This window comes from Nonomuraea sp. NPDC047529, from assembly GCF_040642995.1.
GTDB lineage: Bacteria > Actinomycetota > Actinomycetes > Streptosporangiales > Streptosporangiaceae > Nonomuraea.
Map to the genome: position 1 here is coordinate 81052 of NZ_JBEYTJ010000031.1, position 13668 is coordinate 94719.

The 13668-nt window shown below is 71.2% G+C and carries 15 protein-coding genes; 7 read left to right on the forward strand and 8 right to left on the reverse strand.

Translation table 11 applies throughout. From position 1 onward, the window contains the following. Window positions 1–5: 5 nt before the first annotated feature. From alr to ABZ815_RS37080, 4 genes are all read right to left on the reverse strand, one after another. Window positions 6–1154, reverse strand: a complete 1149-nt coding sequence (gene alr, locus ABZ815_RS37065) for an alanine racemase (RefSeq protein WP_357705918.1) — start codon at window positions 1152–1154, stop codon at window positions 6–8. Window positions 1155–1215: 61 nt separating this feature from the next. Further along, on the reverse strand, window positions 1216–2670 hold the full coding sequence (locus ABZ815_RS37070; RefSeq protein ID WP_357705886.1) for an NAD(P)H-hydrate dehydratase: 1455 nt from the start codon (window positions 2668–2670) through the stop codon (window positions 1216–1218). A 113-nt stretch (window positions 2671–2783) separates the two neighbouring features. Next, window positions 2784–3134, reverse strand: a complete 351-nt coding sequence (locus ABZ815_RS37075) for a holo-ACP synthase (protein WP_357705887.1) — start codon at window positions 3132–3134, stop codon at window positions 2784–2786. A 13-nt stretch (window positions 3135–3147) separates the two neighbouring features. After that, complete coding sequence (locus ABZ815_RS37080) at window positions 3148–4551, reverse strand: alkaline phosphatase PhoX (protein WP_357705888.1); 1404 nt, start codon at window positions 4549–4551, stop codon at window positions 3148–3150. Between the two features lie 204 nt (window positions 4552–4755). On the opposite strand from ABZ815_RS37080, the gene coaA reads away from it, so the two are divergent. Next, on the forward strand, window positions 4756–5658 hold the full coding sequence (coaA, locus tag ABZ815_RS37085; protein WP_357705919.1) for a type I pantothenate kinase: 903 nt from the start codon (window positions 4756–4758) through the stop codon (window positions 5656–5658). Here coaA and ABZ815_RS37090 read toward each other — a convergent pair. Further along, a complete protein-coding gene (locus ABZ815_RS37090) occupies window positions 5630–5764 on the reverse strand; it encodes a hypothetical protein (protein ID WP_357705889.1) in 135 nt (44 codons plus the stop codon). The two genes, coaA and ABZ815_RS37090, sit on opposite strands and share 29 nt — an antisense overlap. A gap of 63 nt (window positions 5765–5827) precedes the next feature. Between ABZ815_RS37090 and ABZ815_RS37095 the strand changes: the two genes are divergently transcribed. Genes ABZ815_RS37095 through ABZ815_RS37115 form a run of 5 tightly spaced genes read left to right on the forward strand, consistent with a single transcriptional unit; the run spans window position 5828 to window position 10178 of the window. Then, window positions 5828–6754 (forward strand): DUF389 domain-containing protein, encoded by a 927-nt coding sequence (locus ABZ815_RS37095; protein ID WP_357705890.1) that lies wholly within the window; start codon window positions 5828–5830, stop codon window positions 6752–6754. 40 nt (window positions 6755–6794) lie between these two features. Continuing rightward, complete coding sequence (locus ABZ815_RS37100) at window positions 6795–7703, forward strand: ABC transporter ATP-binding protein (RefSeq protein ID WP_357705891.1); 909 nt, start codon at window positions 6795–6797, stop codon at window positions 7701–7703. After that, window positions 7696–8550: an ABC transporter permease gene (locus tag ABZ815_RS37105; protein ID WP_357705892.1), complete on the forward strand. Its 855-nt coding sequence runs from the start codon at window positions 7696–7698 to the stop codon at window positions 8548–8550. The genes ABZ815_RS37100 and ABZ815_RS37105 overlap by 8 nt, the downstream gene beginning before the upstream one ends. Next, entirely contained in the window at window positions 8547–9461 is a 915-nt protein-coding gene (locus ABZ815_RS37110) for an ABC transporter ATP-binding protein (protein ID WP_357705893.1), read from the forward strand. The genes ABZ815_RS37105 and ABZ815_RS37110 overlap by 4 nt, the downstream gene beginning before the upstream one ends. Beyond that, a complete protein-coding gene (locus ABZ815_RS37115) occupies window positions 9462–10178 on the forward strand; it encodes an ABC transporter permease subunit (protein WP_357705894.1) in 717 nt (238 codons plus the stop codon). 43 nt (window positions 10179–10221) lie between these two features. Here the strand turns inward: ABZ815_RS37115 and glmM are convergent, their stop codons facing one another. From glmM to rplM, 3 genes are read right to left on the reverse strand one after another with little or no spacing between them, the layout of a single operon-like run. Continuing rightward, complete coding sequence (gene glmM / locus ABZ815_RS37120) at window positions 10222–11571, reverse strand: phosphoglucosamine mutase (RefSeq protein WP_357705895.1); 1350 nt, start codon at window positions 11569–11571, stop codon at window positions 10222–10224. Window position 11572: 1 nt separating this feature from the next. Continuing rightward, complete coding sequence (gene rpsI, locus ABZ815_RS37125; RefSeq protein WP_125644639.1) at window positions 11573–12094, reverse strand: 30S ribosomal protein S9; 522 nt, start codon at window positions 12092–12094, stop codon at window positions 11573–11575. A 26-nt stretch (window positions 12095–12120) separates the two neighbouring features. Beyond that, a complete protein-coding gene (gene rplM, locus ABZ815_RS37130) occupies window positions 12121–12564 on the reverse strand; it encodes a 50S ribosomal protein L13 (RefSeq protein ID WP_125644641.1) in 444 nt (147 codons plus the stop codon). A gap of 322 nt (window positions 12565–12886) precedes the next feature. On the opposite strand from rplM, the gene ABZ815_RS37135 reads away from it, so the two are divergent. Continuing rightward, window positions 12887–13651 (forward strand): CAP domain-containing protein, encoded by a 765-nt coding sequence (locus ABZ815_RS37135; RefSeq protein WP_357705896.1) that lies wholly within the window; start codon window positions 12887–12889, stop codon window positions 13649–13651. Window positions 13652–13668 lie beyond the last annotated feature (17 nt).

A 13668-nucleotide genomic window follows, 5' to 3' on the forward strand; every position in this document is an offset into this window, starting at 1 on the left:
TCCGCTCATGGCCGCTCCGGAGTGCTCGTCGTCACATGCTGGTGGACCCGTGGCACCCGGGAACCGATCCTGGTCACGATCTCATGCGTGATCGTGCCGAGGGTATCCGCCCATTCCTGGGCGGTCGGCTCGCCCCCGTCGCCGGGACCGAACAGCACGACCTCGTCGCCCGGCGACAAGGGGTCGTCGCCGACGTCGATCACGAACTGGTCCATGCACACCCGGCCCGCCACCGTCCGGCGGCGCCCGCCCGCCAGCACCTCGGCTCTTCCCGTCGCGTGCCGGAGTATGCCGTCGGCGTAGCCGAGCGGCACGAGGCCGAGGGTGGTCTCGCGGTCGGTGACATAGAGGTGGCCGTAGGAGACCCCCGACTCCTCCGGGACCCGCTTGACGAGCGCGATCCTGGCCGTCAGGGTCATGGCCGGACGCAGCCCGAAGTCGCCCAGCTCGGGCACGGGGCTCAGGCCGTACATGGCGATGCCCGGCCTGACCACGTCGAAGCGGGCGGCGGGCAGGGTCAGGACGGCGGCCGAGTTGGACAGGTGCCTGATCACCGACGACCCGGCGGCCCCCGCCTGCTCGGCCAGCTTCAGCGCGCTCTCGTACGCCTCCACCTGCTGACCGACCGACGGATGGCCGGGGACGTCGGCGCAGGCGAAGTGGGACCACAGGCCGACGATCTCGACGACGCCCTCGGCCCGCAGCTCCAGCGCCCTGCTCAGCAGGCCCGGCCAGGTGGCCAGCGGCGCGCCGCCCCTGCACATGCCGGTGTCGGCCTCCAGGTGGACCTTGGCCGGGCGGCCCGCGCGGCGGGCGGCGGCGGCGATCTCGCCGAGCACGCCCTCGTGGGCCGCCGACAGCTCGATGTCCTCCGCGACGGCCCGGTCGAGGGGCTCGCCGGGGGTGATCAGCCAGGCCAGGACGGGCGCGGTGACGCCGCCTTCGCGCAGCGCCAGCGCCTCGGCGACGAACGCCGTGCCCAGCCTGGACGCGCCGCCCTCAAGGACGGCCCTGGCCGAGGGCACCAGCCCGTGGCCGTAGGCGTCGGCCTTGACGGCCCCCATCAGCTCGGCGCCGCCCGCCCGCTCCTTCAGCAGGGCCACGTTGTGCCTGATCGCGGACAGGTCGACCCGCGCCTCGGCGGGGGTGGCCATCGAGGAGTACATCTCTCCAGTGTGTCAGCTCGGACGGGTGGTCGAGCGCGGTTCGCGCCGCTCAGGGGCGGGGTTCGCCGTGGACGGAGCGGATCGCCTCCGGGACGGCCGCCGCCACCCCGGCGGCGGTGAGCGGGGCGCCGCGGGCGGCCAGCCGTCCGGCCAGCCCGTGCACGTACGCGCCGACGGAGCCCGCGTCGTAACAGCACAGCCCCTGGGCCAGCAGCGCGCCCGCCACGCCCGACAGCACGTCGCCGGTGCCCCCGGTGGCCAGCCAGGACGTGCCGGTCTCGTTGACGCGGACCGGCCTGGCCTCCTCGGCCACCACCGTGGTCGAGCCCTTGAGCAGCACGGTCACGCCCAGCTCGGCGGCGGCCCTGCGGGCGTGCTCCAGCCGGGCGGCCTCGATCTCCTCACGGCTCACGCCGATCAGCCGCGACAGCTCGCCCGCGTGCGGCGTGATCAGCACGGGCGCCCGCCGGCGCAGCAACGACCGGTCGCGGGCCACCAGCGTGAGCCCGTCGGCGTCGATCAGCACGGGGACGTCGGAGGCCAGCACGCGGGCGGCCAGCTCGTGCGCCCAGTCGCCGGTGCCGAGCCCCGGGCCGAGCAGCCACGCCTGGACGCGGCCGACGTCCTCGATGGACGGCCGGTCGAGCGGGGTGATCACCGCTTCCGGCCAGTGCGCGCGCACCTGCTGGACCGGCTCGTGGGTGCCCGCGTAGCGGACCATGCCCGCGCCCGCCCGCAGCGCGCCGCCCACGGCCAGCACGGCCGCGCCGGTGTACAGGTCGCTGCCCGCGGCCACCCCGAGCACGCCTCTGCGGTATTTGTCGGACTCGTTGCCGGGCCTGGGCAGCAGGTCCTCCACGTCCGCGCGGGTCGGCGCCGCCACGTCCGGATCGGGCAGGAAGGGGCCCAGCCCGATGTCGACCAGCTCGACCCTGCCCGTGTGCGCGGCTCCGGGATCGACCAGCAGGCCCGTCTTGTACGCCCCCATCGTCACCGTGACCCGTGCCCGCACCGCCGCGCCCGCGACCTGCCCGGTGCTCGCCTCGACGCCGCTCGGCACGTCGACCGCGACGATCGTGCCGTGGGCCGCGTTCGCCTCTTCGGCCAGCCGGGCGTACGGCTCGCGCAGCGCGCCCGTGGCGCCGATGCCGACCAGCCCGTCGACGATCAGGTCGGCGTCCGCGACGGCGTCCTGGCCGGCGACGCGGCCTCCGGCGTGCAGGAAGGCGCGCAGGCCGGCCTCGTGCGTCCTGGAGCCGGCCAGGACCGCCGCCACCCGGGCTCCCCGGCGGGCCAGGCGTTCGCCGGCATAGAGGGCGTCGCCGCCGTTGTCGCCGCTGCCGACCAGGAGCACGACGCGGGCGCCGTACACCCGCCCAAGCAGGTCGGCGCAGGCGGCGGCCAGGCCGTGGGCGGCCCGCTGCATGAGGGCGCCCTCGGGCAGGCGCGCCATCAGCGTGCGCTCGGCGCCCCGGATCTGGTCGGCGGTGTAGGCGGTCTTCATGGCCTCACCCCGTTCGGCTGCCCGGCCTCCATGTGCCGCCTTCCCCCGCTCCGGTCGCTTCGCTCCCGCCGCTCCTCCACGGGACGGCACTGCCTCGCGCGCATGATCCGAAGTTATCCCTCCGCGATCACGTAGGCCACGGCGACGCCCCCGTCATGGCTGAGCGACAGGTGCCAGCGCTTGACCCCGAGGCCGTACGCCACGTCGGCGACCTTGCCCGACACGTGCAGCTCCGGCTTGCCCAGCTCGTCGCAGCGCACCTCGGCCTCCAGGTGACCGAGCCCCCTGGGCGCGCCGAGCGCCTTGGCCACCGCCTCCTTGGCGGCGAACCTGGCGGCCAGCGAATGCGTCGGCAGGGGCCGCTCGATGTCGGTGAACAGCCGCTCGCGCAGCTGCGGTGTACGTTCGAGAGCCGCCTCGAAGCGGGCGATGTCGACGATGTCCACTCCGATACCCAGGATCATCGTCCCAGGCTACTCAGAACAGGCCGCGTTCCCACGGCCCCCAGATGGCGAACGAGCGACCCCGCTTGGCCTGGACGTTCACGAAGAGCGTCAGCCCGCCCGGCCCGAACGTCGAGCCGGCGAACTCGGCGCCCGGATCGTCCGGGATCGGGTGGAGGCGGCAGAAGTCGAAGATCTCGCCCGTCCTGGTGAGGCCGCGCAGGTAGTTGTCGCCGTCGCCGTCCTCGCAGAGCACCAGCGTGCCGCGCCGGCTGACGGTCACGTTGTCGGGCAGGTCGAGCACCGACGAGCGCGGCGACTCGTGGACGAGCCTGAGCCGCCCGCTCCACGTCTCGTACGCCCACACCTGCCCCCGCCCGTCGCCGAACCCGGAAGGCGGCGGGTCACCCGGCGCGGTCGCCCCGCCCTGGGTGGAGACGAAGTACACGACGCCCTGGTGGAACACCGCGCCCTCCAGCCTGGCGAAGATCGCCGCGCCCTCCGCGCGCCCCTGCCGCCCCACCGCCTGGACCGCCTCCTCGTACGGCGGCCTGCCGGTGAAGCGCGGGTCGGGGTCGTCGATGTCCACCCAGCGTGTGGCGTAGGAGGCCCCCGCCCGCTGCCCGCGCGACAGGTCGGCGCGCTTCACCCCGTCGACGGCGAGCATCTGGAGCCTGCCGCCGTCGAGCAGCCGGCCCTCCCGCATCGGGTGCCTGGGCGGCAGGTAACGGTAGAAGCCGGAGGGGAAGGAGAAGTTGTCCTCGGTGAGGTAGACGGCGCCGGTGGAGGGGTCGAAGGCGGCCGACTCGTGCGGGAAGCGGCCGGCCGACCTGATCGGTCGCGCGCTCGCGACCCCGTCGACCGGCACCTCGAACAGGTAGCCGTGCCGGCGCGTGAGCCTGCTGTTGTCGCCGCCGGACGGGTCGTTGCCCACGTCGGGGCCGTTGACCGTCTCCTCGCAGCTCACCCAGGCCCGCCAGGGCATCGGGCCGCCGGAGCAGTTCATCATGGTGCCGTTGAGCGAGGGGCCGCTCCTGAGCACCTCGCCGTGGCCGGTGACGTGCAGGGTCGAGGTGCCGCCGCCCGCCATGGGGTCGTAGGCGGCGTCCTTGTCGCCGAACGCGCCGACCGGGCCGGCGACCTCGTGGTTGCGTACGAGGATCGTGCCGCCCTTGGGGCCGGCGAAGGCCGCCATGCCGTCGTGCCGGCCGGGGACCGTGCTCCCGTCGGAGAACTTCTCGCCCGCGGCGCTGAACGAGCGGTAGCGGAAACCGTCGGGGAGGTGCAGGCGTACCTTGCCGTCGCGCAGGTCGGCGACCGGCTTCAGCGGCCCGTAGCCGGCCGCGGGACGGAGGCCGCCGCGGGCCCCGGCGCAGGCGACCCCGGCGAAGGGCCCGGCGACGGCGACCACGCCGGCGAGGAAGCGGCGACGATCCACAAGACCTCCCGGAGGATACGTCCGGAACGGTAGCCGCCTGCCGGTTCCGGCATGCCCGGATCGTCAGAACCGGTCTTCCTTCCCGGAATCATGCTTTGGTAATCCCACGTTTTTATCCACAGGCTGTGGACGGCCGCCGCGCCGCACCCGCCCATGATCGCATTTGTCCCCCATCGCTACGCTGCCTAGGTGAACAACGGCTACGTGGAACTGAGCAGGGAGCAGTGGAGCGAGCTCCGCAAGAACACGCCCTTGACTCTCACCGCAGACGAGCTGGAGGACCTTCGCGGCGTCGATGACCCCATCGACCTGACCGAGGTCACCGACATCTACCTCCCCCTGACCCGGCTGCTGAACCTGCACTTCACCGGGTCCAAGCAGCGCAGCAGCGTGCTGAGCGCCTTCCTCGGGGACGCGGGGACGCGCCTCCCGTACATCCTGGGCATCGCCGGCAGCGTCGCGGTCGGCAAGTCGACCACGGCGCGGCTCCTGCACACCCTGCTGGCCCGCTGGCCCGAGCACCCGCACGTGGAGTTGATCACCACCGACAGCTTCCTCTACCCCAACGCGGTGCTGGAGGCCAAGGGCATCATGCAGCGCAAGGGCTTCCCGGAGAGCTACGACCGGCGCGCGCTGGTCAGGTTCGTGGCGGAGGTCAAGGCGGGCGCCCCCGAGGTGTACGCGCCCGTCTACAGCCATCTGGAGTACGACATCGTCCCCGGCGCCCGCCAGGTCGTGAAAAATCCAGACATCTTGATCATCGAGGGCCTGAACGTCCTCCAGCCCGCCCCGCCCACGTCCCTGGCCGTCAACGACTACTTCGACTTCTCCATCTACGTGGACGCCAAGGTCGAGGACATCCGCACCTGGTACGTCGAACGCTTCCACAAGCTGCGCCGCACCGCCTTCGAGGACCCCAAGTCCTACTTCAAGTACATCGCCGAGCTCACCTACGAGCAGGCCACGGAGTTCGCGGTCAACGTGTGGCGCGACATCAACGAGCGCAACCTGGTCGAGAACATCGCCCCCACCAGGGGCCGGGCCGATCTCGTCCTGAAGAAGGGCGCCGACCACGCGGTCAGGCGGGTACGGCTTCGCCGGACCTGAACACCTCGTCGAAGACGTAGGCGGCGAACCGGCCCGCGCACTCCTGGTCGTCGATGTCGGCGAACCAGCAGTCCTCACCATGATCGTGGCATCTGAAGCGAATCATGTGAGGCAGCCTCGCGTACGCCGGTCAACGCGACGTCAATGTCCGATGGACAACAATGGCGGAGTGCTGCATCTGCGACTGATCATCCCTCCCGACCGCACCGACGAGGCCGTCGAGCTGCTTCAGGAGTGCACGGGCGTCACCAACATCGTCGTCCTGCCGGGCGCCGCCCGCGAGCCGGCGGGCGACGTCGTCCTCTGCGACTCCGCCCGCGAGGCGGCCAACGAGGTGATCAGCCGGCTCAAGTGGCTGGAGGACGTCGGCTCGATCGCCATCGAGCAGGTGGACCTGTCGCTGTCCAGGGCGGCCACGGCGGCGGTCGAGGAGGCTCCCGGCGATCCCGACGACGCGGTGGTGTGGGAGGAGCTGGCCCACAAGGTCTCCAGCGAGTCCCGCATCACCTGGGCCTACCTGGCCTTCCTCGCCATCGCGACGCAGCTCGCGGGCATCGGCGTGCTGCAGAACTCGCCCATCCTGATCGTCGGCGCGATGGTGCTCGGCCCGGAGTTCGGCGCGATCGCCGCCATCTGCTTCGGCCTGCTGGGCCGGCGCGGACGTCTGATCACCACCGCCCTCCGGACGCTGGTCATCGGCTTCACGGCCGCCATCGCCGTCACCTTCGCCTGCGCGCTCGTCTCCAAGTGGTTCGGCTGGATCGACATCGGCAACCTGAAGGCGAACGCGGAGGTGCAGTTCATCGTCAAGCCCGACAAATGGTCGTTCATCGTGGCGCTGCTGGCGGGGGCGGCGGGCGTCCTGTCGGTGACGGCGGGCAAGTCCTCGGCGCTGATCGGCGTGTTCATCTCGGTCACCACGGTCCCGGCGGCCGGCTACCTCGCCGTCGCGCTGGGGCTCGGCGACTGGGCCGAGGTCGCGGGGTCGGTCTCGCAGCTCGCGGTGAACATCCTCGGGATGGTCATCTCGGGCACGGCCACGCTCATGGTCCAGCGGAAATTCTGGCCTCAAGTAGGACAGCGTTCATCCGTGTGAACGAGGCCACGCCCACCCCGCGACGGGTAGGGTCCGCCACATGCACATCCTCGCCACCGAGGGGCTGACCAAACGCTTCCCCACCGTCACCGCGGTCGACGGGCTCACGGTGACCGTGGGATCCGGCGTCACCGGTCTGGTGGGGGCGAACGGCGCGGGCAAGTCGACACTGATCAAGATGCTGCTCGGCCTGCTGCCGCCCAGCCAGGGCGCCGCGCGGGTGCTCGACCTCGACGTGACCGCGCAGGGCGCCGAGATCCGCCGGCTCGTCGGCTACATGCCCGAGCACGAATGCCTCCCTCCCGACGTCTCCGCGACCGAGCTGGTCGTCCACCTCGCCAGGATCTCCGGGCTGCCGCGCACGGCCGCCCGCGAGCGCGCCGCCGACGTGCTGCGCCACGTGGGCCTGGCCGAAGAGCGTTACCGCCCGATCGGCGGCTACTCCACCGGCATGAAGCAACGGGTCAAACTGGCCCAGGCCCTCGTGCACGACCCCAAGCTCGTCTTCCTCGACGAGCCCACCAACGGGCTCGACCCGCGCGGCCGCGACGAAATGCTGACGCTGATCAGGCGCATCGGCACCGAGTTCGGCATCAGCGTGCTGGTCACCTCCCACCTGCTGGGCGAGCTGGAACGCGTCTGCGACCACGTCATCGTCATCGACGGCGGCCGCCTGCTGCGCTCGTCGGCGATCTCGGAGTTCACCCAGGCCACCCAGACGGTCACGGTCGAGGTCGAGGACGGCCTGGAGCCGCTGGCCCGGCGGCTGACCGAGACCGGCCAGACCGTCTCCCAGCAGGGCCGCCTGCTGGTGGTCAAGGTGCTCGGCCCCGAGACCTACGACGCCATCCGCGACGCCGCCGTCGACCTCGACCTGTGCCTCATCCGCCTCGAACAGGGACGCCACCGCATCGAGGACGTCTTCAGGGAGGAGACGGCCAGTGTCTGAGATCTACGACATCGGCTACCGGCACTACGACGGCCCCCGCATGGGCGGCGCGTACGCCACCCGCGCGCTCACCGTCCACAGCCTGCGCGGCATCTTCGGCCTCGGCCGTCCGGCGCGCAGCAAGATCGTGCCGTTCGCGCTGGTCGTCATCATGCTGCTGCCCATGGTGGTGTCGATCGCGCTCATGGCGCTTGCCCAGCAGCGCGGCATCCCCTACAGCGGGTTCGCGGTCCTCCTGCAGGCCGTGGTGGCCATCTTCCTGGCCTCCCAGGCCCCCACGGTCGTCGCCCCCGACCTGCGCCACCGCGTGCTGCCCCTGTACCTGTCCCGGCCGATCTCGGTCTTCCAGTACGTGGCCGCCAAGGTGATCGCGATGACCGCCGCGCTCTTCCTGCTGGTCGGCGGGCCGCTGACGCTGCTGTGGATCGGCGAGCTGGTCGTCGACCTGCCCGGGCCGCCCGCCACCGGCGAGTACCTCGGCGCGCTGCTCATGGCGCTGGTGCTGGCGCTGCTGCTGTCGGCCTTCGGCCTGGCCCTCGCCTCGTTCACGCCGCGGCGCGGGCTGGGGGTGGCCTCGGTGATCACGGTCTACCTGCTGTCCTCGGCGTCGGTGCCGCTGCTCTACGGCACGATGATCAGCACCGGGAACGAGTCGGGGGCCGCCTGGGCCTGGTTGATGAACCCGTTCTGGCTGGTCGACTCCGTGCAGTCGTGGCTGTTCGGCACCCCGTCCCACGCCGATGGCCCCTACCCCAGCGGTCCCGCCTCGGCGGCGATCCTGGTGGTGCTGATCGGCGTCGGCCTGGCCGCTCTCGCGCTGCGCTACAGGAAGGCGGCCTCGCGATGAGGATCGACCTCTCCCAGGTGTCCCGCTGGTACGGCAACGTGGTGGCGGTCAACGACGTGACCATGACGATCGGCCCCGGCGTCACCGGCCTGCTCGGGCCCAACGGCGCCGGCAAGTCGACGTTGCTGCACATGATGGCCGGGTTCCTGGCGCCGTCCGGCGGCTCGGTCACGCTGGACGGCACCCAGGTCTGGAAGAACCACCACATCTACCGAAATATCGGCCTGGTCCCGGAACGTGAGGGCGTGTACGGCTTCCTCACCGGCTGGCAGTTCGTCCTGTCCGCCGCCCGCCTGCACGGCCTCCCCGACCCCGTCGAGGCCGCCCGCAAGGCCCTGGCCACGGTCGAGATGGAGGAGCCCAAGGACCGCCGGGTGGAGACGTACTCCAAGGGCATGCGCCAGCGGGTCAAGGTGGCCGCCGCCCTCGTCCACGACCCGGCCGTGCTGCTGCTCGACGAGCCGTTCAACGGCATGGACCCGCGCCAGCGCCTGCACCTGATGGACCTCATCCGCGCCATGGGCACCGCCGGCAAGACGATCCTGTTCAGCTCGCACATCCTGGAGGAGGTCGAGCGGGTCGCCCAGCACATCGAGGTCCTGGTGTCCGGCCGGCACGCGGCCTCGGGCAACTTCCGCGAGATCAGGCGCCTGATGACCGACCGGCCCCACTTGTTCGTCATCCGGTCCAGCGACGACCGGAAGCTCGCCGCGGCCCTGATCCGCGACGAGTCGGCCGGCGGCATCACGCTCCGCCCGGACGGCCTGGAGGTCCAGGCGACCGAGTTGCGGCGATTCGCCCGGCTGCTCCCCCGCGTCGCCCGCGACGAGGGTGTGCGCCTGCACCAGGTCTCCCCCGCCGACGAGGACCTGGAGAGCGTCTTCGCCTACCTGATCAACAGGAGCACCTGAATGAACACCGTGGTCGCGGGCATCACGTACCGCTCACTGCTCGGGCGTCGCCGCATCATCCTGCTCCTGCTGCTCCCGCTGGCCCTGATCGCCCTGGCCGTGCTGCTGCGCGTGGCGACCGGCACCGACCAGAAACTGGCCGTGGACCTGATGCAGAAGTTCGCCGTCCAGGCGATGCTGCCGCTGCTGGGAGTCATCGCGGGCACCGGCGTCATCGCGCCGGAGATCGACGACGGCACCGTCATCCACCTGATGTCCAAGCCGATCTCCAGGCCCGTGATCGCCCTGACCAAGTTCGGGGTGGCGGCCTCGCTCATGGCCCTGTTCGGGGCCCTGCCGACGTACGTGGCGGCCTGGATCCTGGTGGGCGGCGAGGACGGCATCGCGACCGGTTTCGCCCTCGGCGCCCTGGTCGCCGGCATCGCCTACGCCGCGCTCTTCCTGCTCCTCGGGGTCGTGACCAAGCACGCGGTCACGATCGGCGTCATCTACGCCCTCGTCTGGGAGGTCACCGTGGTCACCCTGATGCCAGGGGCGGGCAAGTTCTCGGTCCAGGCGTGGGCCAAGACCATCGCCGACCAGATCTCCGACTCGCCGTTCCTGCAGTCGACCGTCACGATGGGCTTCGCCGTCCCGGCGCTCGTCATCGTGACCGTGGGCGCGGTCTTCTGGGCCGGCCGCAGGCTGCGGGTGTTCGCCCTCACCGGCGACGAGTAGCGGCCCGGCGGGTACGGCGCGAGGCCGTACCCGCCCAGGCGCGTCAGGAGGCGCAGGCCGTACGGACCACGTCGGCCAGGCGACCGGCCACCTGGTTGGCGTGCTCCTCGGAGGCGGCCTCCACCATCACCCGGATCATGGGCTCGGTGCCGCTCGGCCGGATCAGGACCCGGCCGGTCTCCCCCAGCTCCGCCTCGGCCTCGGCCACGGCGGCGATGAGCTCGGGCACCGACGCCTTGCCCTTGTCGACGTCCTTGACGTTGATCAGGATCTGCGGCAGCGGGGTCATCACCGAGGCCAGCTCCTTCAGCGGGACGCCCGACTTGGCCACCACGCCCAGCAGGTGCAGCGAGGTGAGCAGGCCGTCGCCCGTGGTGGCGTGGTCGAGCAGGATGACGTGGCCGGACTGCTCGCCGCCCAGGTTGAACCCCTCGGACTTCATGCGTTCGAGGACGTAGCGGTCGCCGACCGCGGTCTCGATCACGGTGATGCCGGTCTCGCGCATCGCCAGCTTGAAGCCCAGGTTGGACATGACGGTCGCGACCACGGTGTCCTTGGCCAGCTGGCCGTCGCCGTGCATGGCGGCGGCGAGCACCGCCATGATCTGGTCGCCGTCGACGACCGTGCCCGTGTGGTCGACCGCCAGGCAGCGGTCGGCGTCGCCGTCGTAGGCCACGCCCAGATCGGCGCCCCTGGACACGACCACCTGCTGGAGCTTGTCCAGGTGGGTGGAGCCGTGCCCGGCGTTGATGTTGAGCCCGTCGGGTCTGGCGCCGATGGCCTCGACCCGGGCGCCCGCACGCACCAGCGCCTCGGGCGCGACCATGTGGGCGGCGCCGTGCGCGCAGTCGACCACGATGTGCAGGCCGTCGAGCGCGGCGGTCATCGTGGTCAGGACGTGCGAGATGTAGCGGTCGGCCTCGCCGTACGCGTCGCGTACGCGCCCGACCCCCGAACCGACGGGGAAGGACCAGTTCTCACCGAGCCGGCGCTCGATCTCGTCCTCGACCACGTCGGACAGCTTGAAGCCGCCCCTGGCCAGGAACTTGATCCCGTTGTCCGGCGCCGCGTTGTGCGAGGCGGACAGCATGACGCCGAGGTCGGCGCCGAGAGCGGCGGTGAGATGGGCGACGGCCGGGGTGGGCAGCACGCCGAGGCGCAGCACATCCACTCCAGACGCCGCGAGGCCGGCGACCACTGCGGCCTCCAGGAACTCCCCGGAGGCTCGCGGGTCCCGGCCCACGACGGCCACGGGACGACGCCCCGTGGCCGCGAACGCGCCCGCATCACCGAGTACGTGGGCGGCCGCCACGGACAGATCCATGGCCAGCTCGGCCGTGAGGTCGCGACCAGCGACCCCACGTACCCCGTCGGTGCCGAAGAGGCGCGCCAATTTAGCGCTTGCTGTACTGCGGAGCCTTGCGGGCCTTCTTGAGGCCGTACTTCTTCCGCTCCGTGGCGCGGGCGTCACGGGTGAGGAAGCCGGCCTTCTTCAGCGGCGGCCGGTTGACGTCGACGTCCAGGATCGCCAGGGCGCGGGACAGGCCCATGCGCAGCGCGCCGGCCTGGCCGGTGACGCCGCCGCCGTCGATGCGCGCGATGACGTCGAACGCCTCTTCGGCGCCGAGCACCACGAAGGGCTCGTTGACGATCTGCTGGTGGACCTTGTTGGGGAAGTAGACGTCCAGCGAACGACCGTTGATCGTCCACTTGCCGGTGCCGGGGACGATGCGCACGCGGGCGATCGCCTCCTTGCGGCGACCGGTGCCGTACGAGTTACCCGTGGTGACGGGCTTGCGCACGGGCGCGTCAGCGCTGGCAGCGGACTCGGTGGTGTACTCGGACGGGAAGTCCTCGCCGGAGAATTCCTCCAGCTCGGTCTCGACGACCGTCTCGACACCGGTGGGCTCAGCCACGGTTCTCCTCTAACTCTTTCGAACTACTACTGGGCGATCTGGGTGATCTGGAACTGCACCGGCTGCTGGGCCTGGTGCGGGTGGTCGGTACCCGCGTAGACCTTCAGCTTCTTGGCCATCTTCCGGCCGAGGGAGTTCTTCGGCAGCATGCCCTTGACGGCCTTCTCGACGGCCTTCTCCGGCCGCTTGTCCATGAGCTCGCCATAGGTGACGGAACGCAGACCGCCCGGGTAGCCCGAGTGACGGTACGCCTTCTTCTGCTCACGCTTGTTACCGCTCAGCGCGATCTTGTCGGCGTTGATGACGATGACGAAGTCACCGGTGTCGACGTGGTTCGCGAAGATCGGCTTGTGCTTGCCGCGGAGCAGGTTCGCGACGTGGCTGGCCAGCCGGCCCAGCACGACATCGGTCGCGTCGATGACGTACCACTGACGCTGGACGTCGGCGGGCTTCGGTGAGTACGTGCGCACGGTCGTAGCCTTCTTTTGCTCGCGTCTTCGGCGCTGTCGGATGCGACAGCTACATGGGTCGGTCGGTGCGGGCACACGGCAGCCCGGACCTTCCGTCTCCCGAGCCCGATGGGCTTGATGATGGGAGATGACGCCGGACGCGCCGCGCATCGGTCACGCTGGACCTATGCACACAACGAACGATTAGGTTACCCGCCTGAAGGCGCGCAGGTCAAAAGACCGGTAACCCTGCACGAGTCTACCCGACGACAGAACGGTTCCATTTCGTTTCCCTGGGATCCCTTCTTTCCCGGTACCCGACATCTCTATCGTTAGCTGCGGTATGTGGCGGAACTCTCACACCCGGCAAACCCAGCGGGGCGCGCGGCGCCGGAACAGCCTGGGCGTGCTGACCTGCCTGATGGCCGCGTTGTTCACGGGCGTGCTGCTCGGCCGGCTGTCCGACGACGTCGAGCCCACCGCGCACATCTACCTCAACGAGACCGCCCCGCCCGCCGCGGCCACCGCGCGCCCCGCCCCCACCACGGCGCAGAAGGCCCGGCCCGAGCTGGACCGCATCCCGCGGCAGGCCACCACGGTCAGGACCCCGCGCGGCAGATCCACCCCCAAGCCCACGAAGATCCCGGAAGGGCAGATCGCGGGCTTCGACGCCAAGGGCGACCCCACCCAGGTGTTCACCGGCGGCGGCGACGACCAGGCCAAGGTGATGCCCGGCATGGCCGCCCGGGTCATCACGCTCACCAACGCCGCCCGCGCCGAGCACGGCTGCGGCCCGCTGCGCGTGGACGGCAGGCTCGCACGCTCGGCGCGCCAGCACTCGCTGGAGATGGCGCGTACCGGGCAGCTCGCCCACAACTCCCCCGACGGCGCCTCCCCCTGGGACCGCATGGACCGCGCCGGCTACCACTGGGGCGCCGCCGAGAACATCGGCAACGGTTACAGCACTGCCGAGCAGGCCGTACGCGGCTGGCTGGACAGCCGCGACCACCGCAGGAACATCCTGGACTGCACACTCAAGGCCATCGGCGTCGGCGTCGCCTCCGGACCGGACGGCCCATGGTGGACCCAGGACTTCGGGACCCGATGACGAACATCACGGTAATG